31 protein-coding genes, 5 tRNA genes and 1 pseudogene are annotated in these 23,154 nt (G+C 34.3%); 6 read left to right on the forward strand and 31 right to left on the reverse strand.

Annotation, left to right across the window (positions count from 1 at the left end; translation table 11 throughout):
- Positions 1-21 precede the first annotated feature (21 nt).
- Complete coding sequence (locus CGEO_RS09795) at positions 22-1,371, forward strand: anaerobic C4-dicarboxylate transporter (RefSeq protein ID WP_075531223.1); 1,350 nt, start codon at positions 22-24, stop codon at positions 1,369-1,371.
- Between the two features lie 981 nt (positions 1,372-2,352).
- On the opposite strand, the gene map is transcribed toward CGEO_RS09795, so the two are convergent.
- The 23 genes from map to CGEO_RS09910 form a co-directional block, all read right to left on the reverse strand.
- A complete protein-coding gene (gene map, locus CGEO_RS09800) occupies positions 2,353-3,111 on the reverse strand; it encodes a type I methionyl aminopeptidase (RefSeq protein ID WP_075492960.1) in 759 nt (252 codons plus the stop codon).
- A complete protein-coding gene (gene secY / locus CGEO_RS09805) occupies positions 3,111-4,373 on the reverse strand; it encodes a preprotein translocase subunit SecY (RefSeq protein WP_075492959.1) in 1,263 nt (420 codons plus the stop codon). The genes map and secY overlap by 1 nt, the downstream gene beginning before the upstream one ends.
- Complete coding sequence (gene rplO, locus CGEO_RS09810; protein ID WP_075492958.1) at positions 4,373-4,774, reverse strand: 50S ribosomal protein L15; 402 nt, start codon at positions 4,772-4,774, stop codon at positions 4,373-4,375. Before rplO ends, secY begins: the two co-directional genes overlap by 1 nt.
- 3 nt (positions 4,775-4,777) lie before the next feature.
- Positions 4,778-5,221: a 30S ribosomal protein S5 gene (gene rpsE / locus CGEO_RS09815; protein WP_075492957.1), complete on the reverse strand. Its 444-nt coding sequence runs from the start codon at positions 5,219-5,221 to the stop codon at positions 4,778-4,780.
- A gap of 15 nt (positions 5,222-5,236) precedes the next feature.
- Entirely contained in the window at positions 5,237-5,593 is a 357-nt protein-coding gene (gene rplR, locus CGEO_RS09820; RefSeq protein ID WP_075492956.1) for a 50S ribosomal protein L18, read from the reverse strand.
- A gap of 9 nt (positions 5,594-5,602) precedes the next feature.
- The gene (gene rplF / locus CGEO_RS09825) at positions 5,603-6,139 is read right to left on the reverse strand and encodes a 50S ribosomal protein L6 (protein WP_075492955.1); all 537 of its coding nucleotides are present in this window, start codon (positions 6,137-6,139) and stop codon (positions 5,603-5,605) included.
- A 107-nt stretch (positions 6,140-6,246) separates the two neighbouring features.
- Positions 6,247-6,642 (reverse strand): 30S ribosomal protein S8, encoded by a 396-nt coding sequence (gene rpsH / locus CGEO_RS09830; protein ID WP_075492954.1) that lies wholly within the window; start codon positions 6,640-6,642, stop codon positions 6,247-6,249.
- A gap of 9 nt (positions 6,643-6,651) precedes the next feature.
- Positions 6,652-6,837 carry a type Z 30S ribosomal protein S14 gene (locus tag CGEO_RS09835; protein ID WP_075492953.1) on the reverse strand — a complete coding sequence of 62 codons (186 nt, stop codon included), beginning with the start codon at positions 6,835-6,837 and terminating at the stop codon, positions 6,652-6,654.
- A 1-nt stretch (position 6,838) separates the two neighbouring features.
- On the reverse strand, positions 6,839-7,384 hold the full coding sequence (gene rplE, locus CGEO_RS09840; protein ID WP_075492952.1) for a 50S ribosomal protein L5: 546 nt from the start codon (positions 7,382-7,384) through the stop codon (positions 6,839-6,841).
- Positions 7,385-7,388: 4 nt separating this feature from the next.
- Positions 7,389-7,622 carry a 50S ribosomal protein L24 gene (rplX, locus tag CGEO_RS09845; protein WP_075492951.1) on the reverse strand — a complete coding sequence of 78 codons (234 nt, stop codon included), beginning with the start codon at positions 7,620-7,622 and terminating at the stop codon, positions 7,389-7,391.
- Positions 7,622-7,990, reverse strand: coding sequence for a 50S ribosomal protein L14 (gene rplN, locus CGEO_RS09850; protein ID WP_075492950.1), 369 nt, complete (start codon positions 7,988-7,990; stop codon positions 7,622-7,624). The genes rplX and rplN overlap by 1 nt, the downstream gene beginning before the upstream one ends.
- Positions 7,990-8,241 carry a 30S ribosomal protein S17 gene (gene rpsQ / locus CGEO_RS09855; protein WP_075531225.1) on the reverse strand — a complete coding sequence of 84 codons (252 nt, stop codon included), beginning with the start codon at positions 8,239-8,241 and terminating at the stop codon, positions 7,990-7,992. Before rpsQ ends, rplN begins: the two co-directional genes overlap by 1 nt.
- A 10-nt stretch (positions 8,242-8,251) precedes the next feature.
- Entirely contained in the window at positions 8,252-8,437 is a 186-nt protein-coding gene (gene rpmC / locus CGEO_RS09860; RefSeq protein ID WP_075492948.1) for a 50S ribosomal protein L29, read from the reverse strand.
- Positions 8,424-8,849, reverse strand: coding sequence for a 50S ribosomal protein L16 (gene rplP, locus CGEO_RS09865; RefSeq protein ID WP_075492947.1), 426 nt, complete (start codon positions 8,847-8,849; stop codon positions 8,424-8,426). The genes rpmC and rplP overlap by 14 nt, the downstream gene beginning before the upstream one ends.
- Positions 8,850-8,851: 2 nt before the next feature.
- On the reverse strand, positions 8,852-9,547 hold the full coding sequence (rpsC, locus tag CGEO_RS09870) for a 30S ribosomal protein S3 (RefSeq protein WP_075492946.1): 696 nt from the start codon (positions 9,545-9,547) through the stop codon (positions 8,852-8,854).
- A gap of 1 nt (position 9,548) precedes the next feature.
- Positions 9,549-9,878 carry a 50S ribosomal protein L22 gene (rplV, locus tag CGEO_RS09875; RefSeq protein WP_075492945.1) on the reverse strand — a complete coding sequence of 110 codons (330 nt, stop codon included), beginning with the start codon at positions 9,876-9,878 and terminating at the stop codon, positions 9,549-9,551.
- A gap of 9 nt (positions 9,879-9,887) precedes the next feature.
- Positions 9,888-10,169 (reverse strand): 30S ribosomal protein S19, encoded by a 282-nt coding sequence (rpsS, locus tag CGEO_RS09880; protein ID WP_075492944.1) that lies wholly within the window; start codon positions 10,167-10,169, stop codon positions 9,888-9,890.
- A gap of 2 nt (positions 10,170-10,171) precedes the next feature.
- Positions 10,172-11,002, reverse strand: a complete 831-nt coding sequence (gene rplB / locus CGEO_RS09885; protein ID WP_075492943.1) for a 50S ribosomal protein L2 — start codon at positions 11,000-11,002, stop codon at positions 10,172-10,174.
- A gap of 1 nt (position 11,003) precedes the next feature.
- Positions 11,004-11,285, reverse strand: a complete 282-nt coding sequence (locus CGEO_RS09890; RefSeq protein WP_075492942.1) for a 50S ribosomal protein L23 — start codon at positions 11,283-11,285, stop codon at positions 11,004-11,006.
- Position 11,286: 1 nt separating this feature from the next.
- On the reverse strand, positions 11,287-11,901 hold the full coding sequence (rplD, locus tag CGEO_RS09895) for a 50S ribosomal protein L4 (protein ID WP_075492941.1): 615 nt from the start codon (positions 11,899-11,901) through the stop codon (positions 11,287-11,289).
- On the reverse strand, positions 11,898-12,476 hold the full coding sequence (rplC, locus tag CGEO_RS09900; RefSeq protein WP_075492940.1) for a 50S ribosomal protein L3: 579 nt from the start codon (positions 12,474-12,476) through the stop codon (positions 11,898-11,900). Before rplC ends, rplD begins: the two co-directional genes overlap by 4 nt.
- 9 nt (positions 12,477-12,485) lie before the next feature.
- A complete protein-coding gene (rpsJ, locus tag CGEO_RS09905; protein WP_033917195.1) occupies positions 12,486-12,797 on the reverse strand; it encodes a 30S ribosomal protein S10 in 312 nt (103 codons plus the stop codon).
- Between the two features lie 723 nt (positions 12,798-13,520).
- Positions 13,521-14,303: a substrate-binding periplasmic protein gene (locus CGEO_RS09910; protein WP_075531227.1), complete on the reverse strand. Its 783-nt coding sequence runs from the start codon at positions 14,301-14,303 to the stop codon at positions 13,521-13,523.
- A gap of 297 nt (positions 14,304-14,600) precedes the next feature.
- Between CGEO_RS09910 and CGEO_RS09915 the strand changes: the two genes are divergently transcribed.
- The 3 genes and pseudogenes from CGEO_RS09915 to CGEO_RS09925 all read left to right on the forward strand — a co-directional run bounded on the left by CGEO_RS09915 (position 14,601) and on the right by CGEO_RS09925 (position 17,630).
- Entirely contained in the window at positions 14,601-15,695 is a 1,095-nt protein-coding gene (locus CGEO_RS09915; protein ID WP_075539979.1) for an ATP-binding protein, read from the forward strand.
- 8 nt (positions 15,696-15,703) lie between these two features.
- Positions 15,704-16,267 carry a ribonuclease HII gene (gene rnhB, locus CGEO_RS09920; RefSeq protein WP_075539978.1) on the forward strand — a complete coding sequence of 188 codons (564 nt, stop codon included), beginning with the start codon at positions 15,704-15,706 and terminating at the stop codon, positions 16,265-16,267.
- A gap of 645 nt (positions 16,268-16,912) precedes the next feature.
- Positions 16,913-17,630, forward strand: a pseudogene (locus tag CGEO_RS09925) (IS1595 family transposase).
- Positions 17,631-18,488: 858 nt separating this feature from the next.
- Here the strand turns inward: CGEO_RS09925 and CGEO_RS09930 are convergent.
- Positions 18,489-19,499, reverse strand: a complete 1,011-nt coding sequence (locus CGEO_RS09930) for a DUF475 domain-containing protein (RefSeq protein ID WP_075539977.1) — start codon at positions 19,497-19,499, stop codon at positions 18,489-18,491.
- A 206-nt stretch (positions 19,500-19,705) separates the two neighbouring features.
- Here CGEO_RS09930 and CGEO_RS09935 point away from each other — a divergent pair, with 206 nt between their 5' ends.
- Positions 19,706-20,998, forward strand: a complete 1,293-nt coding sequence (locus CGEO_RS09935; RefSeq protein WP_075539976.1) for an OprD family outer membrane porin — start codon at positions 19,706-19,708, stop codon at positions 20,996-20,998.
- 79 nt (positions 20,999-21,077) lie between these two features.
- Here CGEO_RS09935 and CGEO_RS09940 read toward each other — a convergent pair whose 3' ends face one another.
- The 7 genes from CGEO_RS09940 to CGEO_RS09970 form a co-directional block, all read right to left on the reverse strand.
- On the reverse strand, positions 21,078-21,278 hold the full coding sequence (locus CGEO_RS09940; protein ID WP_075494357.1) for a YgaP family membrane protein: 201 nt from the start codon (positions 21,276-21,278) through the stop codon (positions 21,078-21,080).
- 101 nt (positions 21,279-21,379) lie between these two features.
- Positions 21,380-21,784, reverse strand: a complete 405-nt coding sequence (locus tag CGEO_RS09945; RefSeq protein WP_075539975.1) for an MmcQ/YjbR family DNA-binding protein — start codon at positions 21,782-21,784, stop codon at positions 21,380-21,382.
- A 282-nt stretch (positions 21,785-22,066) separates the two neighbouring features.
- Positions 22,067-22,154 (reverse strand) — tRNA-Ser (locus CGEO_RS09950).
- A 43-nt stretch (positions 22,155-22,197) separates the two neighbouring features.
- Positions 22,198-22,353 carry a hypothetical protein gene (locus CGEO_RS09955; protein ID WP_165589827.1) on the reverse strand — a complete coding sequence of 52 codons (156 nt, stop codon included), beginning with the start codon at positions 22,351-22,353 and terminating at the stop codon, positions 22,198-22,200.
- A gap of 21 nt (positions 22,354-22,374) precedes the next feature.
- Positions 22,375-22,448: transfer RNA gene (locus CGEO_RS09960), tRNA-Cys, on the reverse strand.
- 32 nt (positions 22,449-22,480) lie between these two features.
- Positions 22,481-22,567, reverse strand: a tRNA-Leu gene (locus CGEO_RS09965).
- Between the two features lie 13 nt (positions 22,568-22,580).
- A tRNA-Gly gene (locus CGEO_RS09970) sits at positions 22,581-22,655 on the reverse strand.
- 188 nt (positions 22,656-22,843) lie between these two features.
- On the opposite strand from CGEO_RS09970, the gene CGEO_RS09975 reads away from it, so the two are divergent.
- Positions 22,844-22,919 (forward strand) — tRNA-Ala (locus tag CGEO_RS09975).
- Positions 22,920-23,154 lie beyond the last annotated feature (235 nt).

Raw genomic sequence — 23,154 nt, forward strand, 5'->3', positions numbered from 1 at the left:
CCGAAATAAAAAGGAGATTTTATGGACATTATGTTGATTTTACAAATCATTGTCCTTCTTGGAGGCATATATCTAGGCGTTAGGCTTGGTGGCATGGGCGTAGGTTACGCTGGTGGTCTTGGCGTTATTGTTTTAACTTTGTTCTTGGGAATGAAAACAGATTTATCTCATATTCCTGTTGATGTTATTTTGATTATCGCATCGGTTATCGCAGCGATTACTGCTTTACAAGTTGCTGGTGGACTTGATTATATGGTTCAAATAGCAGAGAAAATTTTACGTAATAACCCAAAATACATAAACTATCTTGGTCCAGCCGTTACATACTTTTTAACAATTCTTGCTGGAACTGGACACACTGCATTTTCTACCATTCCAGTTATCGTTGAAGTTGCAAAAGGACAAAATATAAAACCTTCTGCACCACTTGCACTTTCAGTTGTTTCAAGTCAGATAGCAATCACAGCAAGTCCTATTTCAGCAGCTGTTGTAGCCATGACTGGTGTTACTGAAAAATTAGGTGTTAGTTATCCGTTATTACTTGGAATTTGTATCCCTACGACTTTTGTTGGTTGTATGATTACATCTTTTATAGTTAATAAATTCTGGGATTTAGATCTTAGCAAAGACCCTATTTATCAAGAAAGACTTGAAAAAGGTCTAGTTGCAAAAGTTGATACTAACGTAAGTTATAAAGAGGTTTCACCTGAATCAAAAAGATCTCTTTGGATATTTATAATTGGTATTTTAGTGACTGTTTGTTATGCATTTTCGATTTCAGATAATATCAAACTTTTTGATAAAAATATACTTGGAAGAGATAGTGCGATTATGAGCTTTATGCTTGCAATAGGCGCTATAATCACTATCACTTGTAAAGTTGAAACAGGCAAACTTATCGAATCAAGCACATTTAAAAGCGGTATGAATGCGTGCATCTGCGTTCTTGGTATCGCGTGGCTTGGAAATGTATTTGTTCAAGGACATATCGGAGAGATAAAAGATATGGCATCTCACATAGTTACAAAATATCCATTTGTTCTAGCAATAGCACTATATTTTGTTAGTTGTTTGCTTTATTCACAAGCTGCAACAACTAAAGTTATGATGCCAGCAATCGCTGCTGCACTTGGTATGACAATGGATAATAACGGACAAGTTTGGATTTTAGTAGCTTCATTTGCTGCTGCTTCTGGATTGTTTATCCTACCTACATATCCAACCGTACTTGGTGCGATTGCTATGGATGATACAGGAACAACTAGAGTTGGAAAATATATATTTAACCACTCATTTATAGTGCCTGGTACTTTAGCAGTATTCTTCTCTGTTTTACTAGGATTTATCGTAGCGCCAATGCTTATTGGCTAAATTTTTAAGTCGGGAGAAATCCCGACTTTCTTTTAAATTTACTACTTTTACTAATTCTAAATAACAAATTTAAAAAGCAAGTTAATATAAATTTAGCTGTTATTTTTACTCTCTTTCTTCTAAGTAGTTATCACACTCTTTTAACCTCCATCGGGTTTGAGATATTTGGAATCAGAGCAGTTGAACCAGCGCCACTTACAACAATAAAACCATAGTTAAAATTCTACATAAAATTCATTGTTCTACGGTTTATACTTTCAATTTTTTAAGTCTAAGCTCAACTGTTCCTCGCTTTAATAAACCAAATTTTGATATGCTTTTTTGTTTGCTAGTGCTAGTTTAGTTGATATGAGCGCATGACACAAACGCACCTATAATAAAAAAATCAACTCGTAATAAATTAAAAGCAAGTATAGCAACAAATATATGCTGCAAGACTGTAAACTAGCTAACTTGTGCGCTTTTTAAAATATCTTGCTATTTGACAACCCATATATGTAAGCCATAGTTTCTTCTTGTATAAAATATATAAATTATGGACGTATTTGTATAAATTTATATAAGGTGTCTTATTTTGAAGTTTATGAGAGAATAAATCAAATTTTAATAGAACGAAATATCACAAAAAGCAAATTTAAAAATAAACTTTTATCACTTGAACCACGACTAAAAAGTACTGCGAAGCACCTGAGAGTTCGACTATATTGCAATTTAAATGGTAAAAGAGATTTAAAATTTAGCTGATTCCATATATCGACAAAGCGCTTGATATATCCAAACAAGACCTTTTTTATCAATGATGATAAGATGCTTAAATTTATACAAAAATATTTGATGATAAATATCAGTAGCGAAGAAAATATATAAAATCAAAGAGGTAATATCACTATGCAAATACCTTTTAAAGCTACTTTTGAAAAATTAAACTTGTGCTGGAAAACAACAAAGAAAGTGTTCTAATAAATATAAAAAGCTAAATTCCTAAGCTTGGCTTAGGATTTCAACTTTGTTATTAACAACTGCTAGACAATGTTCGTAGTGAGATGTGCGTAGTCCATCAGCGCTTGTGACTTTCCACTTATCGCTTCCAACTACTGGTGTGCCATCTTTTTGGCAAATCATAGGCTCAATGCAAAAAACCATGCCATTTTTTATCTTTGGTCCAGCTTTTGGCGTTTTGCCCTCTAAGTAGTTTGGAATTTCTGGCTCTTCGTGTGGTCGTTTACCGATGCCATGTCCGCAAAAACCTTTGAGTGGAACAAACCCACGAGCGAGTATAAATTTCTCTATCTCATGGCTTAGCTCTTTAAAATGCATACCAACTTTTATAGTATCGATTGCAAAATACAAAGCATCTTTGCTACAAGCGATTAATGCCTCATCTTTTGCAGAAATTTTACCTATTGGAAATGTTCTAGCGCTATCGCCATAGTATCCATTTAGCTTCGAGCCGATATCAACTCCGAGTATATCGCCCTCTTGCAATACAGTTTTATCTGGAATTCCGTGAATCACAACTTCATTTAGCGACAAACAAGCAGCCGCCGGAAATCCATAAAGCCCTTTAAAAGCTGGATAGGCGCCATGAGAAGTTATAAAGTCATCTATTTTTTTATTAACTTCTAAAAGCGTCATGCCAGGTTTTAAAAACTCTGCCGCATAATCAAGAGTAAGAGCGACTATCTTGTTCGCCGCTCTTAAACCCTCTAAGTCTTTTTCGTTTTTTAAACTTATCGACATTATAGTCCTACTGCACTTAGTGTTTGGTATTTGTTCATATAAATTTGAGCTTCAATTTTTCTCATAGTATCAAGTGCAACTGATACGACGATTAGAACTGATGTTCCTCCGAAAGTGAACGAAACACCTGCAAATTTAACTAACAACCATGGGATGGTTGAAATCAAACCTAGATATAAAGCTCCCCAAAACGTAAGTCTTCCAGCTACATCATTTAGATAAAGCGATGTATGTTCACCTGGTCTAACTCCTGGTATAAATCCACCTTGTTTTTTCAAATTTTCGCTGATATCTTTCGAGTTAAACGCGATTGAAGCGTAAAAATATGCAAAAAATACAACAAGTAAAAATGTTAAAAGATGGAAAAAATACCCACTTGGATTTAAAAAATCATTGATTTTTAAAATATACTCATTTGTGCTTGCCTGAAAAATCGTAGCAGGAAACATCAAAATCGCACTTGCAAAAATCGGTGGTATAACACCACTTAAATTTACTTTTATAGGTATATAGTTCATGATACGTTTGTTTTGGTTTTGCATCATAACTTTTCTTGAGTATGAGATAGGAACTCTTCTCTCTCCAAGCTCCACATAGATAACAAAAACAACAGTTGCTAATATCATAAGAACTATAAATAATAAAACTAAGAAATTCATCTCGCCTGTGTTTACCAAGTCTATTGTTCCACCGATAGCTCTTGGAATTCCACTAACAATACCTGCAAAGATAATCAAACTTATACCGTTTCCAATACCCTTTTGAGTTATCTGTTCGCCTATCCACATTAAAAGCATAGTTCCAGTAAGCATAGAAGCACAAGCAATCGCCATGAAAAGCTTTTGATCTATCATAATCGCTAGTTCGCCCGTTCTTCCTGTCATACTACTAAGTCCGATACTTACGCCTATAGCTTGAATTACAGTGATAAAAATAGTTGCGTATCTAATGATTTGCATATATTTTTGCATACCATCACGCTCTTTTTTTAGCCTTCCTAAATTTGGAAAAGTTGCTGCTAAAAGTTCCATGATAATAGATGCTGTAATATAAGGCATAATTCCAAGAGATATGATGCTTAAACGTTCAGCGGCATTACCACTGAACATATTAAACATACCAAGAGCGTTATTGCTGTTTGATGTGAAAAATTCTTTAATAACATCGACATTTACACCAGGAACTGGTACATACGCCAATACTCTATAAACGAACAAAAAACCTAAAGTTATGAGGATTTTGTTTCGTAGTGACTTGCTCATTATTTTTGTCCACTTACGACTATTTTCTCATCTTTGATTTTTGAAACAAGATCTCTTGCGCTAGCGCCTATAAGTTTTATCTTTTTAGTGCTATTTGAAAATTTATGAACGCTTCTTAAGCTCTCAAATGTAATTTCGCTAAGCTCTTTTATAGATGTGATTTTTTCAACATTTATAACATATGGTTTTTCAAATTTAGAGGTAAATCCTACTTTTGGAAGTCTTCTTTGAAGTGGTTGTTGTCCACCTTCAAAACCTCTTTTTTCGTTATAACCTTTTCTAGCTGTTTGACCTTTGCCACCTTTGGTTGCAGTTTTTCCCCAACCGCTACCTTGACCACGACCGATTCTTTTTGTTCCTCTAGTCGAGCCAGCAGCTTTTTGTAAATTCTCTAATCCCATTTATTATCCTTTCAACATACTAAGAGCTTTTATAGTTGCTCTTACAACATTTGATGAGTTGTTTGAACCAAGTGATTTTGTTAGGATATCTTTTATACCAGCAAGCTCTAGAACTGGACGAGTTGAACCACCAGCGATAACACCTGTTCCTTCGCTAGCCGGTTTTAGTAAAATTTTGCTTGCGTTAAATTTAACTTCAATATCGTGAGGGATAGTTGAGCCTTTAAGTTTAACTTCTACAACATTTTTAAACGCATCATCAACTGCTTTTTTAATAGCGTCTGGAACCTCTTTTGATTTACCAAAACCAAAACCAACTAAGCCTTTTCTGTTGCCAATAACCACTAAAGCTGTAAATCTAAATCTACGACCACCTTTAACAACCTTCGTAACCCTGCCGATATTGACGATTACTTCTTCGAATTCTTCTCTATTATATTTTTCCATCATCATTCCTTTGGGTTATAGCTTAATGCCATTTTCTCTTAGTGCATCGGCAAAAGATGCAACAACACCATGATATACATAACCGTTTCTATCAAAAACTACTTGCTCGATGCCTTTGTCTTTAAGCTTAGCTGCTAGATCTTTTGCAAGAGCTTTAGCGCCTTCTTTGTTAGCTTTTAAGCTTAAAACTTTACCATCACTTGCACAAAGTGTTGTTGAGTTTACATCATTGATTACTTGAGCGTAAACAGTTCTGTTTGACTTAAATATAGATACTCTTGGGCAAGTAGCGCAACCTGAAATTTTAGCTCTAATTCTTCTTTTTCTTTTTATTCTTAAAGAAATTTTTCTTTTATATACATTTGCTGTCATACTTTACCCTTATTTCTTAGATGTCTTACCGGCTTTGCGGACGATACGTTCTTCAGCATATTTAACGCCTTTGCCTTTATATGGCTCTGGTGGTCTGAATTCACGAACTTCAGCTGCGACTTGACCAACTACTTGTTTGTCACTACCTTTGATAGTGATAACATTTCTTTCAACAACCGCTTCTACGCCCTCAGGCAACTCATAGTTGATTGGGTGAGAAAAACCAAGGCTAAGCTCTAAAACTTTACCTTTAACAGCTGCTTTATAACCAACGCCGTTAATTTCAAGTTGTCTTGTAAAACCATCAGTTAAACCAACGATTACATTGTGTGCTAAAGCTCTATAAGTTCCCCAATAAGCCCTGCTTTGTCTATCTTCACCTTTTGGTGAAAAATTTATACTACCATTTTCAACTTTTACATCTACATGACCTCTTGTGTCAAGCTCTTTGGTTAAATTTCCCTTTTTGAACTTTATGACACCAGCATCATAACTAACATCTACGCCATTTGGGATAGATATTGGTTGTTTTCCTATACGCGACATTTTTTTCCTTTTACTTGTCTAGGGTATGTCTACTTTTCAGAATGGATACCACAATACCATAAAAAGCAGAATTAAAAAACAGGCAAATTTTGCCTGCTAAACTCTTACTACCAAACTGTGCAAAGCACTTCGCCACCAACGCCAGCTTTATTAGCTTCTATACCGCTCATAACGCCTTTGCTAGTCGAAACGATAATCGTTCCATAACCGCTTTTAAATCTTTTTATGTCATCTTTACCTTGGTAAATTCTACGACCCGGTTTTGAAACTCTTTTTAGCTCGTTTATAACGCTTTTGCCTTTTTCATCGTATTTTAAAACAACATTTATAAATTTTTTGTTGCCCTCTTCTACGACATTAAAGCTCTCTATATAGCCTTTATCAGCTAGGATAACAAGAGTTGCTTCAACAACATTTGAATGAAGAAGTTTTGTTGTATCAATTCTTCTCATTGCTGCGTTTCTTATACGAGTAAGTCCGTCTGAAATTAAATCATTTATCATATCTTTTCCTTACCAGCTTGCTTTTTTTAGCCCTGGGATTAAACCCTCGTTAGCCATTTTTCTAAGGCATACACGGCAAATTCCAAAATCTTTATAAACAGAGTGCGGACGACCACAAATTTGGCATCTTGTGTATGCGCGAGAACTAAATTTAGCTGGGCGTTTTGCTTTAGCTATCATTGATTTTTTTGCCATATTATTTTCCTTTTGCGAAAGGCATGCCAAGAAGCTCTAGCAACTTAAATGCCTCTTTATCACTATTTGTTGTTGTAACTACAGTGATGTTCATACCGTGAGTTTTGATAATCTTATCATACTCAACTTCTGGGAACATCAATTGCTCATCTAAACCGAAATTGTAATTTCCTCTTCCATCAAATCCATCTCTTGGAACACCACGGAAGTCTTTAACTCTTGGAAGAGCTACAGAGATAAGCTTATCAAGGAAGTTATACATATTTTCTTTTCTTAAAGTTACTTTTATACCTACAGGAAAACCTTCGCGCACTTTAAAACCAGCAACTGATTTTTTAGCATTTGTTGCTAAAGCTTTTTGTCCAGCTATCAAAGATATAGTATCTACCATATTTTGCAAAACTTTTTGATCTTTTGCAGAATCGCCAACTCCAACGCTAATTACGATTTTTTCAAGCGCAGGTATAAGCATTGGGTTTTTGATATCAAATTCTTTAACAAGAATATCTTTTATACTCTCGCTATATTTAGCTCTAAGTCTATTCATAAGCTTATTCCTCAACTTTCGCAACATTTGAAATATCCATTGGCATCTCTTTAGAGATAAATCCGCCGTTTGGATTTTTTTCGCTTGGTTTAGTAGCTTTTTTAGCTAGTTTGCAACCCTCAACTACAACTTGACCTTTTTTAGGTAAAACAGACTTAACTACGCCAGTTTTTCCTTTGTCATCGCCTGCGATAATTTTAACATTATCACCTTTTTTAATCTTAAATTTAGCTGCCATTATAAAACCTCCGGAGCAAGTGAAACGATTTTCATAAAACCGCCATATCTTACTTCTCTACCAACAGGACCAAAAATACGAGTTCCTACTGGCTCACGTTTAGCATCAAGTATAACAGCTGCATTCTCATCAAATCTAATTAAAGAGCCATTATCTCTATGAATCTCTTTTTTAGTTCTAACAACTACTGCTTTTATAACTTGACCTTTTTTAATCTTTCCATTTGGTAGAGCTTTTTTAACTGAACAAACGATAACATCGCCTATTGTTGCATATCTTCTTTTACTACCACCAAGAACTTTAATACACATAATCTCTTTAGCGCCACTATTATCAGCGACAGCAAGTCTTGTAAAGCTTTGTATCATTATTCAACTCCTGTCTTTAATACCGCTTTTAAACGGAAAGATTTTCTTGCGCTTAGTGGTCTACACTCTACAGCCGAAACTGTATCGCCGACTTTTACTGTGTTATTCTCATCGTGAATTAAATATTTTTTAAAGCGTTTTACAAATTTGCGGTATCTTGGGTGCATTACACGTCTTTCAACCAAAATAGTTGCTGTTTTATCGCCTGCAATTTGCAACACTACGCCTTGAATTTCTCTTTTAAATGCCATATTCTACCCCTTATTTGGTTGCATTAATAGCAGTGCTGATTCTAGCGATGTCTTTTCTAACTTCGCTAATTTCATTAGGGTTTGTCAACTGCATAGTTTTTAGCTTTTGTCTAAGTGTAAACAAAAGCACCTTTTTCTCTTTTAGTAATGCGCTCAGTTCAGCTGCGCTTTTCTCTTTTAACTCAGTATAGTTCATTTTCGCTTTCCCTTGTTACTATTTTTGTTTTAAATGGCAACTTGTGGATAGATAGAGTTAGCGCCTCTCTTGCAAGTTCCTCACTAGCACCAGCCATCTCAAATATGATTCTACCTGGTTTAATGTTCATAACCCACTCTTCAACTCCACCTTTACCTTTACCCATACGAGTTTCAAGAGGTTTTTTAGTAAGTGGTTTATCAGGGAATACTGCTATCCAAACTTTTGCTTGTCTTTTTACATGTCTTGTCATGGCAACACGAGCTGCTTCGATTTGGCGAGAATTTATTCTTCCTGCTTCAACAGCTTTTAAGCCAAACTCACCATAACTTAGGCTTGTTCCACGAGTTGCATAACCGCGGTTTCTGCCTTTCATCATCTTACGATATTTTGTTCTTTTTGGCATTAACATGATTATTTACTCCTTCTTGGTCTGCGAGTTTTCTTAGGAGCGTCTTCTTGTTTTTCTGGTTGGATACCTTTAGCAAGAACTTCACCTTTGAAAATCCATACTTTTACGCCGATATTACCGTAAGTTGTATGAGCCTCTGCAAAACCATAATCAATTTTCGCTCTAAGTGTATGAAGCGGAACACGTCCCTCTAAATACCACTCAGTTCTTGCCATCTCAGCACCACCTAAACGGCCTGAAACTGAAATTTTAATACCTTTTGCGCCTGCTTTTTGTGCATTTTGAATAACTTTTTTCATCGCTCTTCTAAACGCAACACGACGCTCTAGTTGCATAGCAACATTTTCAGCAGCAAGTTGAGCAGAAGCACCAGATCTTCTCTCTTCTTTTATGTTTATATTTACATCTTTTCCAACTAGTTTAGCTACTTCGTTTTTCAAGATTTCGATTTCTCCGCCTTTTTTACCGATAACAACGCCTGGTCTTGCAGCTACGACTGTTATGCGAATTTTTTTAGCAGTTCTTTCGATAATAATTTGACTAACGCCAGCATAGTAAAGTTTAGTTTTAAGAAATTTTCTTATTTTATAATCTTCGCCTATGTTTGCTGCCAAGCTATCTTTTGCAGGAAACCATCTTGATTCCCAGTTTTTGTTGATACCTAATCTAAGACCTATCGGATTAACTTTTTGTCCCATATTACGCTTCCTTACTTGGTTTTGAAACTTCAACCATTATATGTGAAGTTGGTTTTCTAATTCTGCTTGCTGTGCCTCTTGCTCTTGGTCTAAATCTCTTTAGAACCGGGCCAGCATCAACACGACAACTTGAAACAACAACTTCTTCTGGCTCAAAACCACCATTTGCAACTGCAGATGAGATAGCGTTTGCTATATATTTAGCACCACGATTTGGTGTAAATTCTAATGTCGCAAGTGCAAACTCTGCATTCATGCCTTGAACTTGTTTAGCGATAAGTCTAGCTTTTGTAGGAGAAAGTCTGATAAATTTAATAGTTGATTTACTCATTTTTTACCCTTACTTACCGATTTTCTTCTGAACAGAGCCTTTATGACCCTTAAATGTTCTAGTTGGAGCAAATTCTCCTAACTTATAACCAATGTGGTGTTCTGTAACATACACCGGAATAAAACTCTTACCATTATGAACATTAAATGTTAATCCAATCATATCAGGCACAATCGTACTGCGTCTTGACCAAGTTTTGATTGGTTTGTTGTCGTTTGCTTGTTTTGCTGCTACAACTTTTTTCATTACATGATCATCTACGAAAGGACCTTTTTTGAGTGATCTTGCCATCTCTATTTTCCTTTCCTTCTTGAAATTATAAGCTTATCGCTAGCTTTTTTACGGCGAGTCTTAGCACCTTTAGTTGGTTTACCCCATGGAGTTACTGGATGACGGCCAGAGTTTTTCTTACCTTCACCACCACCATGTGGGTGATCTACTGGGTTCATAGCAGAACCACGAGTTTGAGGACGAATTCCTCTGTGTCTGTTTCTTCCAGCTTTTCCTATACTTATGTTTGCCCAGTCCTCGTTTCCAACTGAACCGATTGTAGCCATACACTCAGCTAAAACTCTTCTCATCTCGCCACTTGGAAGTCTTAAGATGACATATTTTTCCTCTTTACCCATAAGCTGAGCGTAACCGCCTGCTGAACGAGCCATTTGAGCGCCTTTACCAGGTTTAAGCTCAATGTTGTGAAGGATTGTACCGATTGGAATGCTTTTTAGTTTCATAGCATTGCCTGGTTTTATATCCAAACCAGCTTCAGCTGAAGCGATAACATCGCCTACATTTAAGCCACTTGGTTTGATTATATATCTTTTTTCGCCATCTTTATAGCTAATTAGTGCGATTCTACAGTTTCTGTTTGGATCATACTCAACTGCTTCAACTTTACCTTCAACATCAAATTTTCTTCTTTTAAAATCGATGATTCTATAAAGTTTTTTAGCACCAGCTTCTTTATGGCGGCTTGTAATTCTACCGTTGTTATTTCTTCCAGCTGTTGCAGGAATTTTAACCAAAAGACCTCTTACGCTAGCTTTAGCTGTGATATCTTCACTGCTAAGACCTGACATAAATCTTCTACTTGGAGTGTATGGTTTATAAGTTTTTACTGCCATCTTATGCTCCTACATTTTCTAGGCTTGCGCCCTCTGGAAGTTTGACATAGAATTTCTTAAAATCATTTCTAACGCCAACTTTGCCTCTAAAGCGTTTAACTTTTCCATCTATTCTTAGAGAATTTACCTTAACTGGATTGATACCAAAGTACTCTTTAAGAATCTCTTTTAGCCTATTTTTAGTCATTTTTGGTGAAGTTTGTATAACAACTACGCCACTCTCTTGAAGGCCTAAAGTTTTCTCTGTATAAAGAATTGTTTTTATATCTGTTATATCTGCCATATTAGCCCTCTTTTACTATAAATTCAAGTGCTGATTTTTCGATGATAACCGCACTGTAAACTGCAACAAGATATGCGTTTATCTCACTTGCATCGATAACATAGCAGTTTGCTAAATTTCTATACGCAAGAAGAGTTTTTGCATCTAATTCGTTTTTAACTATCAATGCATCTCTAAGACCAAGTTTTTCTATGTTGCTTTTCGCATCTTTTGTTTTACCGCTTGCAACTTCTAAGCTATCAACAGCAAAAAGTTTACCAGCTGCTGCTTTCTCTTCTAAAGCACACTCTAAAGCAAGTCTTTTTTGTTTTTTATTAACTTTTTGGAAGTAGTTTCTGTCTGTGCTTGGACCAAATGCAACTGCACCGCCAACCCAAACATTAGTTCTTGTTGAACCAGCTCTTGCGCCACCACGACCTTTTTGTCTCCATGGTTTTTTACCACCGCCACTTACTGTTGAGCGAGTTTTTACCTGCGCTGTGTTTGCACGAAGTGAAGCAAGGTAAGATTTTACATATAGATATAGGTTGTGAGAATTAACTTCAGCATATGTAGCAGGAAGCTCTAGCTCACTTGCTTTTTCTAGCTTTTCATCTAATACTAATATTTTACTCATTTTACTATCCTTACTCTACCCATAGCACCGTTAAATCCTGGTACTGAACCTTTTACAGCGATAACTCCACTATCACCATCAAAGCTAACAATCTCATTTTTAACAGTTACTTTTTCATTTCCTGTTTGACCTGCCATTTTCATACCTGGTTGAACACGACCTGGCCATTCACAGTTACCGATTGAACCATGGCGTCTGTGAAATCTACTACCATGAGATTTTGGACCACCAGCAAAGCCGTGTCTTTTGATAACACCTTGGAAACCTTTACCCTTTGTAGTGAAACTAACTTTTAAAATTTTAGCTTCGCTCAATGGCGCTACGTCTTGATCTCCTGCTTCTGTGTTAGAAACTGTCATAGTTGCAAATTTGTTAAATTCTGCGCTTAGGCTATATTTTTTTTGTTGACCTAAGATAGCTCTGTTTTTTGTTTTTCCATTTGCATAAGCAACTATCGCTTTTCCGTTTTCACGAACTTCACAAACTTTTACATTTACAAGTTTTAAAAGCGTTACTGGCGTACTAACTCTGCCGATAGTTCTGCTCATACCGATTTTTTCTACGATATATTCCATGACTTCCCCTTATTTACCCATCGCACGAACTTCGACATTAACCTCTGGAGCTAAGTCAAGTTTTGTAAGCGAATCAACTGTATCTGGAGTCGCAGCTACGATGTCTAGCATACGCGCGTGAATTTTCATCTCAAACTGCTCTCTTGAATCTTTGTTAACGTGTGGAGATTTTAAGACTGTGTAGCGTTTGATTTTTGTAGGCATTGGCACTGGGCCTCTAACATCTGCGCCTGTTCTTTTGACAGCTTCTACTATGGCTGCAACTGTGCGATCTAGAACTCTATGGTCGTAAGCTTTAAGCTTAAGCCTGATTCTTTCCATTTATTTTCCTTTAAAAAAGAACTTGTCACAACGCGTGACCTTTTATTTATACGAAATAAAAGACTCAGATTATATTTAAAAAGAGTTTCAATGTCAAGAATTTACACTCTTTCTAGCTAAATTTATATGATTTATTTCCTTTTAAAAAGGAAAATTTACTCACTTTGTCTTTTCTAAAAATATATTTCAAAAGATGTTATAAATTTAAACATATTCTTAAAATTTATCATATTTGTTATCTTTTGGTTGAATTTTATCGTTAGGTTTATAAAACCATGTATATTTTAAAGCTAGCATTTAACCGCGGCGTTTTAACTGCGACATAAAATTTAAAAAATTATATAGCACAACTCAACAAATTTTTAAGAATTCTAACACTGCTATGGCGCAATAAAATAGGCAAATTTTTCATAAACAATCACAAATTTCCACGCAGTTTTTATATCAAAATCGCTAAATTTAATTTTGCCAAATATAAGTTTTAACATATTTTTATATAAAAAATAGCAAATTTAAAAAAGAAAAATCAAGTATAAAATTCGCGTAGTATCTTATTTATATTTACATAAAAATATTTAGCTAGAGCATTTTAAAAATAGAAAGAAAAAGCATATAAATTTACATTGTAATAAGGTGATAATAGTCTAAATAATTCCTTTTTAAAAGGAAATTTTAGACTATTTTACTGAGTAATTTTACCAAATTTAAATAGCGCAAGATAAACTATCTAAGTCCATATTTAGCTAAAATTTTACCCATTTCGCCACTAGTTTTAAGGTTTTTAATCTCTTGATTAACTTGAGTTATGAAGTCTGGATTTACACTTTTGCTAAACAAAACAACGATATTTCCGCCACTGTTAAACTCTGTATAAAATATATCAAGTTTTTTATCAATCCCCAAAGACTGTATCATCGCGATAGTATTTTTATCGATAGTTGACATATACTCAAAGTCATTATCAAACACAACTGGCAAATTTAAACTATCGATAATCATCGCATCAGCTCTTTCGGTTTTTACTAAAATGATGGCATTTACAATCGAGTCATTAACCAAAACTTTTGCGCCTTTTATGGAATTTGCAAGTTTTTCTTGGTGGGAGTCTTTGTTTACGACTGCAATAGTTTTGCCCTCTAGCGACTCTTTATTTACCAAATCTTTTCTATCAGACAAAGCTACAAACATATCAGCCGATAAAAAATATGGCTCACTTACGCCAAATTTACTCTTTCTCTCTGGCGTAGATGTCATCGCAGAAGCGATCATATCGATTGAACCGTTTGCTAAACTTGTTTCTAACTCGCTAAAAGGAAGTGAAACAAACTCATACTTAAAGCCTAAATTCGTGCTAAGCGCATTCATAACATCAGCATCAACTCCGGCAAACTTGCCATCTTTCATATAATCAAACGGTGGATAATCAGGACTCATGCCTACTTTTAGGACTTGTGCGTTTGCAAAAACAGATAAAAACACAAAAACCATAAGAAATAATTTTCTCATTTTTTTCTCCTCTAAATTATAGAATTTAGTAATTATACTATTATTTTATTTATAACGAGCTATATTTTATATTCATAAAATATATTTTAGATTATTTTTATATTAAAAATTAAACTTATAATATATAAATTTAATTTTAGATTATAAGTTTAACACTACTCTTCAATCTAATATTCAAATTTAAAGGCTAAATCATATCGACAAAACTCTTCTTGCTTTTAGTAAAATGTGAATTTAAACTCGTTTAAAAATTTTATATTTTATTCCTTTTTAAAAGGAAAATTTGTATAATAAAATATGAAAAATTTAGACTATTTATACGCAAATCCACCAAATTTAAGTAAATTTATAGATAGAAAAAAATCTATAAAAAACAGCAAAACGCTAATCATAGGTGCGCAAAACTCGGGCAAAAGTTATGTTTTGTTAAACTCACTTTTAGAAGAGAAAAAAGGCGAATTTTTATATATCAATTTAGATGATATTCGCCTAGATACAGATGAAATTTTTACAAATTTAGCCTCTTTTTTGCAAACAAACAAAGATATAAAAGCTATCGCTATAGATGGGCTAAAAGTAGCTCACAAGAACTATTTTAAACTTTTAGAAAGTTTAAATTTAAGTAAAATTTTACTCTCAACTCGCTCAAATACGCTGAATTTAAATGGTTTTTCAAAGCTTGTTTTACACAACCTTGACTTTGAAGAATTTATCGCTTTTGATAGAAAAGGTGGCGAGCCTGGAGCGATTTTAGGAAGTTTTTTAACACAAGGAAATGGGCTTAAAAACTCATTTTTGCAATCTTATGAGCTAGCTATTTTCCACCAAGAAATGCTACTTTACAGCTACGAAAAAGCTGAAATTTTAGCTCTAATTGAAGCGGTTAAATTTATAAATTCAACCTTTAGCGCCTTTGGAATTTATAAAAGCTTAAAAGAGAAAATCAAAATCTCAAAAGATAAAATCTACTCCACTTTTTCCAAATTTGAAGATGAAAATTTGATATATTTTGTTGATAAATTTGAACCAAATTCAACTCTTAAAAAGCTTTATTTTGCTGATTTTTCGTTTCAAGATAGTCTAAGTTATAAAAAAGATTTTCACAAAAAGCTAGCAAACGCCCTTTTTTGTGAACTTTTAACGACAAATCACAAGATATACTATACCGACGAGCTTGACTTTTATATCCCATCAAAAAACACCGCTTTTTTGCTTATACCTTTTAGCTCAAGCGATTTGATTTTTTTGAAATTTAAAAAGCTTTTTTTAAGGCTAAAAGAGCTAAAAGTTACAAAACTTGTTGTTATCAGCATGGGAAATTCAGCGAGTTTAAGCATCGAAGGAATTCGTTGCGAGATAGTGCCATTTTGGCAGTTTGCATTAAGTATTTAGGTGAGAAAATGGATGATTTAAATAGACTTTGCGGTATTGATGAGGCTGGGCGTGGGGCTTTGGCTGGGGATTTGTATATGGCTGGCTGTATCTTAAAAGTGCCAATTATCGGGCTTGATGATAGCAAAAAACTAAGCGAAAAAAAGCGCGAAAAACTATACGATGAGATTGTTAAGAATAGTGAGTTTTTAGTACTAAACTTTTCAAATTTACAAATCGATGAACTTGGGCTTTCAAAATGCCTTAAAATGGGTTTAGAAGCGATAAAATCTCACTTTAAAGAGTGTGATTTTATCTTTGATGGCAACACAAATTTTGGCGTAAGTGGGCTAAAAACTCTCATAAAAGCCGACGCGCAAATCCCAGCAGTTAGCGCAGCAAGTGTGCTAGCTAAAGTCAGTCGCGACCGCGCTATGAAGGCGTTATCGCCACTTTATCCAAACTATGGTTTTGAAAAACACAAAGGCTATGGCACGAAATTTCATACCGATATGATAGCTAAATTTGGTCAGTGTGAAATACATCGCAAAAGCTTTGTTTTAAAGTGTTTTGAGCCGACATTGTTTGGTTAAAGTTAGTTTTATATTTTGGCATTTGGCGCTAGTGTGAAATTTGCAACGAAATATGTTTTCATATCAAACCAGCGCCGTTTGATGAAAATCGTATCTTAAAATTTCTAGCAACTGTAAAAATACTTGTTTGAGTAAGCATATTTTAGCTGGTATTAAAATGTTTTGCTCAGCTACTTTAGTTAAAACCCGCTATCATGCCTGTTTAGCTTTATTTTGATGATTAAATCACACTTTAAATGCGCTATTTTGAAGTATTTTTGTGCTAGTTTTAACTAAATTTATTTGCTGAAAGATAAATTTATGTAAATATTTTTTTAATAAAATTTTATAATTATTTTATTTTTTAAAAGAAAATATGATGATAAATTAACCAAAATTTGACTAAATTTATCCAAACCGCTAGCAAATTATCGCTTTAATGGCTTATAAAATTTTAGTAGTTTTTAAAATATAGATAATTTTACTAATATTTATAAATATTTTCACTAAAGTTCACGCAAAAATTTAATAAATTTTCTACTTTTGTTTTAGATAATATTAGCGAAAACAGCCAAAAGAAAAACAATCTTTCGCAAAACTTTTAATAAATTTAAAAATATCTAGGCTCAAGACAAGTTAAAAACTTTTAAAGGGGTTTTAACTACTATGCTGTCGATGAAAAACAAATACATATACCGTTTCCTAATTTCTGAAAAGAAATTTCGTGAAATTCTCAAGTATTTTTGCCTTGATTTAGAAGCTGTAAAGATAGCTGAAATTTGTAATATTTCTAGAAATTCTATCAATAAAATTCTAAAAGATATAAGAATTTTAATGGCACAAGAATGCGAGAAAATTTCTAAATTTGATGGCGAGATAGAAATAGATGAAAGCTATTTTTTACTTCGCTTTGCTAGTAACTGTAAATAGAAGGAGCTAAAAGAGTAAGAGGCAAAAGAGGCAGGTGCAGCTAATAAACAACCAGTATTTGGTATGTTAAAACAAGATGGTAAGGTCTATACACAAGTAGTTAAAAACTGCAGTGCAAGTGAGCTAGTGTCAATATTAAGAGAGTTTAGTGAGCTAAATGAGAGTATTATTTACTCTGATAGTTGCAGAGCTTATGATGGTTTAGTGGATTATGGAGCAAAAGCTCATTACCGTGTAAAACACTGCAAAAATGAATTCGCTAATGGTAAAATTACATAAATGGTATAGAGAATTTCTGGGGTTATGCAAAGCATAGGTTAAGTAAATTTAAAGGCATAGAAAAGATAATTTTATATTGCACTTAAAAGAGTGTGAATTTAGGTTTAATAACAGAGAAAACTTATATCAAATTTTACTTAAATTGATAAGAGAAAAACCGCTTAATTTGTTTTGAGCCATATCTATTTATTTGAAGTTACTTTAAAATTACGACTTCTTAAATTTTAGTTTTTATTATACAAAGTAGATTTTATAAAAGCTAAATTTATAAAATAAGCATATTTTTACTTCAAATTTATTTCATCACGCAAAAGCTAACTTTAAATTTATAATTTAATTCCAAACTTACACCTTGCTAAATCGCACTTGGATTGCGATACTTTGCGCTGCTTTAAAATCTATCTTTTTGCGAGGAAAAATTTGCCTAGCGATGGAGATTTGGTTTGAAATTTATATGAAGAAATTGCATGTCAGAGTGATTTTTTTATGTTTTAAGTCTGATTTAATTCGTATCATTGACCCAATTTAGTTTTAAATAGTCTCACGATTTAAAACTAAATCTAATTTCAAAAGACAAATTTAACTTAAAATTCGAGTCATTTATAGCCTAAATTTAACTTTTTGAAATAAATTTTAGTTAGCTTTTCAAGCTAAATTTAATAAAGTAAATTTGAAATATTTAAACTTCTAAATTTTAACTAAAATAATTTAAATTTAAAGCCAAATTTTGCATAATTTTAGACCAAATTTAGCTAAAACATTAAACTAAATTTAACCCGCTTTCGAATCCAATCCAACGCAAAATTTTACCTCAAATTTAATACACGCATTACTTAAATTTAAATAAAATCCGCGCCAACCAAACTCAACCAAACTCAACCAAACTCAACCAAACTCAACCAAACTCAACCAAACTCAACCAAACTCAACCAAACTCAACCAAACTCAACCAAACTCAACCAAACTCAACCAAACTCAACCAAACTCAACCAAACTCAACCAAACTCAACCACACTCAACCAAAAAACAAAATTTAGTCAAAATTCTTTGCTTGAACCTCTTGTAGCTTCTTATCTCGCCTTTTATTTTCCCAAAGCGAACAGATAAATGCAAGCAAAATAAACCCAAACCCAATCGTCCCAGTCACCACTTCGCTAACTTCGTGAAAAACTTTCAAAAACATTATCAAAGCTAGCGCAAATATCGCATAATGCGCGCCGTGTTCGAGGTATAAAAACTGCATTAAAGTCTTTTTTTCAACCAGATATATCGTGATACTTCGCACAAACATCGCGCCGATTCCAAGCCCAATCATGATAATAAAGATATTATCGCTCAACGCAAATGCTCCAATTACCCCATCAAAACTAAAGCTAGCATCAAGTACTTCGAGGTATAAAAAGCCCATAACACCGTTTGTAACGCCATCTATGCTAAACATTTCATTAAGCGAAGAGATTATCATATGTATCAAAATCGCACTAAAATAAGCAGTTGCATAAAGCGAACTTTGTGTTAGCGCGGTGATGTAAATTCCAAGCAAAACCGCCAAAATCACATTTATGTTTGGCACGCCTTTTAAAAATCGCACCAAAGCGTTATCTTCAAGCAGTTTTATCCAGCTTATGCTTCTATCTTTTTCAAAGAAAAAGTCAAAAAACACCATCATCAAAAACGCGCCGCCAAATATGTAAATTTCGTGCTTGTGTGCGTTTAAGGCTTCATGGTATTTTTCAGGCTGTGAGATGGCGAAATTTAGTGTCTCAAACATACCATGACCAGAGGCAACTGAAACGATTAGAAGCGGAAACAAAAAACGCATTCCAAAGACTGCGATTGGAATTCCATAGATAATAAAGCGTTTTCGCCACACCTCATCCATGCCATTTAGCACTTTTGCATTTACCACAGCGTTATCAAAACTAAGGCTAACTTCTAAAATAGAAAGCAAAAAACAGATATAAATCGCACCCACTCCACCGATGAAAAACGCCAAAACAAGCCCGATAGCAGTTATAATAAAAGATGAATAAAAATACTTCATAACCTCTCCAAATTTAATGCAAGATTATACTCAAAAATCCAAATTTATACTTTAAATTTATTTATTTGTTATAGTAATTTTTTAAAATATTAAATTTATTGTAAATTTATGCAATAAATTTAAGCTGTTTTTCTCTAAAAATATAAATTTTATGGTAAACTTCTGCGATATATCAAAAAAATTGATACAAAAGAAAAGGAGAGATAATGAAACTTAGCAAAATCAGTTTGGCAGTTGCAGCTACTTTGTGCGCCTGTAGCCTTAATGCAGCCGATTCGCTCGCTCAAGCGTTGCAAAATGGCAAGATTAAAGGCGAACTTAAAGCTTGGTATTGGGATAGAACTTTTAGCGATGATGTTAAACACAACGAAAATGTCTTTAACTTAGGCGTTTTGCTTGGTTATGAAAGCAATCCGTTTTATAACTTAAGATTTGGTCTAACACTTCAAGCAAACACAACTCCAGGCATTGAAGATAATGCTAAAAAGATGTTTAACACAGAGCAATACGCCACTGGAGCGGTGCTATCTGAAGCATATCTTGGATATACATTTTATCAAACCGATATAAAAATCGGTCGCCAGTTTATCAACACTCCTGTTGTAGCCGGAAACCCAGCGCGAATCTTTACAGAGTCTTTTGAGGGCGTTAGCATAACAAGCAACGATGTAGAAAACACAACGATTTATGCAAACTATCTTTATAAATTTCAAGGTAGAACTTCAAACGTAAATACAGATAAAAACGGTAGAGCGCCCTATTTTAAAGACAAAGTTATCCTAGCTGGAACTGGCGCTTATGGACATGACTTTGATGGAGTTTACTCAGTTGGCGTTAAAAACAGTTCTATACCAAATTTAACCCTACAAGCGCAATACGCCCTAGTTAGCGATGTTAATTGGAGAAATACAGATAAAAATGGCGATGTAAATTTATACTTTGCCGAGGCAAACTATGAGCTTCCATTAGATGCGCTAAAACTTAAATTTGACGCGCAGTATCGTGCTTCAAGGACAAGTGGCGGGCTTGATAGCTTAAAGTATGAGGGCGATTTACTTGGTTTAAGAGCTGGTGTGGCTGAACTTGGTGGGCTTAGCGCTTCGGTTGCTTATACAACAACAAGCGATAGCGACTCTTTAATCGTAGGCGTTGGAAACGCACCTGCAACTTACACAGGTTTGCCGATTCGTGGGCCTTATGTCTACTCAAACCACGCCGGAGTTGATGCGTTTAAGTATGAGGTTGGCTACGACTTTAACGAAGTTGGCTTAAAAGGACTTCAAACACTAGCCGCTTACGTTCACGCTGATCAAGACTCACAAGCTAACAACTTTAAAGCAAAGGGTTGGTCTGCAAGCATGATATACTCTGCGCCTTACTGGAAGGGCTTTACAACGCAAGTTATCTACACAGAGCTTGAAAAAGAGTTTGATAACTCAGCAAAGGACAACGAACAAAAAGAGTTGTGGCTTAAATTTGGTTATAAATTTACTATATAAAAGATAAAAGGCTAAATTTACTTTAGCCTTACAAAACTTATTTTTGCTCTAAAATTTAACTTAAAAGCCAAATTTTTGCTTAGTGCTTATCTTTATCGCACGAGCAGCAGCAGCAACCTGTGCTAATGCCTAGAATTTTATAAATCGGACAAAATCCTACTAAGCCCGTAATTAGCGGGATAAGTCCTATTAGCGCCCACCATGTTGGGTATATCGCACCAAACACCACAAGTATGATAATACCTATGATGATTCGCAAAGTTTTATCTAACTTTGACATCCTGTCTCCTTGAATTTCTTGTGAGTTTAGCATATATTTTTTAGAATGTATGTGATAAAAATTACATAAATATATATATTTTGTTAAAAATTTACCTAAATCTAGAGCAACTTTTCTCTGATTTGTTTTGAAAGTTTTGCTATTACTAGCTCGTAAGATTGATCTATCATCTCAAAAACTACGCTTTTTTCAGCATTGCGGTCAAGCACAAGCGTGTTCCAGTGGCGTTTGTTCATATGGTAACCTGGCTTTACAAAGCTATAAATTTCACGGTAAACTAAAGACTCGGCTGGGTTTGCTTTTAAATTTAACCAAAGTGGCTTTTTGGTAGTAAAAATAAGCGCGAAAATTTTTGCTGCTTGTTTTACTTTTCCTTGCTCATCTATGCTTACTTTTTCATTTCCAACTTTAAAAACAAGCGTATCATCACCAAAGCTAAACTCACTAAAAGCGCCTTTTTTAGCCAAGCAATGCCGTTTTATATCGTCTAAATTTAGCTCTTTCATAACTAGCCTTTTTGGAATTCTACACTGAATTTAATCAAAAAATAATGAACAAATTTTGCTTTTGTATATTAAATTTAAGCAAGAATTTCGCTTTTAAATTTAAAAATGTTTGCCTTATACAACAAGACGCCGATACCGCCAAGGGTTGATTATACCGCTTAAACCATTGTAGCTGTCGATAATTTGATGTATGTTTTATACGCATTTTTTTATTTTATGGTTTGAAAAATAATGTATGATAAAATATATGATAATTTTAGAAGATAAAGATTTTAAAAAAGGTGGCCGGGAGAGAGGGATTCGAACCCCCGGAGGCTTTCACCTCAACGGTTTTCAAGACCGCCGCTTTCGACCACTCAGCCATCTCCCGAGTAAATCTCAATAATGAGATTATAAATTTAGAGTTTTAAACTCTATTCTGTTTTTTCCTTGACAAAAGTTGCGCCTTCATTGACTTTTTCTTTAGTCCAATCAGCTGTTTCTTTACTATCTTGTTTTACGCCCTGCCAAGTATTTGAACAACCTACAAAAAATATAGTTGTTACAAGAATTGCAAATATAAATCGCATGTAATCTCCTTATTTTAAATATGGAGGCGACACCCGGATTCGAACCGGGGGTAAAAGCTTTGCAGGCTTCTGCCTTACCGCTTGGCCATGTCGCCATGCATAACGTTTACACTAAAGCGCACCATAATGGTGCCCGGAGCCGGACTTGAACCGGCACGGAAAAAACTTCCGAGGGATTTTAAGTCCCTTGCGTCTACCATTCCGCCACCCGGGCAGGTACAAACAACTGGAGCGGGAAACGAGGTTCGAACTCGCGACCCCAACCTTGGCAAGGTTGTGCTCTACCACTGAGCTATTCCCGCAAATTTTTAATGAAATCAAATAATAGCAGATTTAAACTTAAAATTTTATTTGATAGACAAGATTTATACAAAATTATTCAAATTTAAAGGAAAGCGTAAGAAATTTATAGTAAAATTACATCTGTTTATATAGAATTTAAAGATATTTTAGTTTTCATGGCGGTTTTATCTTTAAATTTATAAAATTTGGGGCTATAGCTCAGCTGGGAGAGCGCTTGAATGGCATTCAAGAGGTCGGCGGTTCGATCCCGCTTGGCTCCACCAAACTACACATTATCCGATACCAAAGCTGCATTTTTAGGACCTTTGTTAATCACTCAAACTTGCTAAATAGCTATTATTTAGCATAAAAAGTTGAGTAAGTCGCAAATTCGTGTTTTACCCAACCTTTTTAACAACAGCCTGCTATTAGCGGTACTAAGTCATGAAAACTCATATAATTACTTATAGTTGAAAAATAAAACTATAAGGAACTAAAAGTATGAATCTTAAATTTACA

This window comes from Campylobacter geochelonis, from assembly GCF_013201685.1.
Classification (GTDB): domain Bacteria; phylum Campylobacterota; class Campylobacteria; order Campylobacterales; family Campylobacteraceae; genus Campylobacter_B; species Campylobacter_B geochelonis.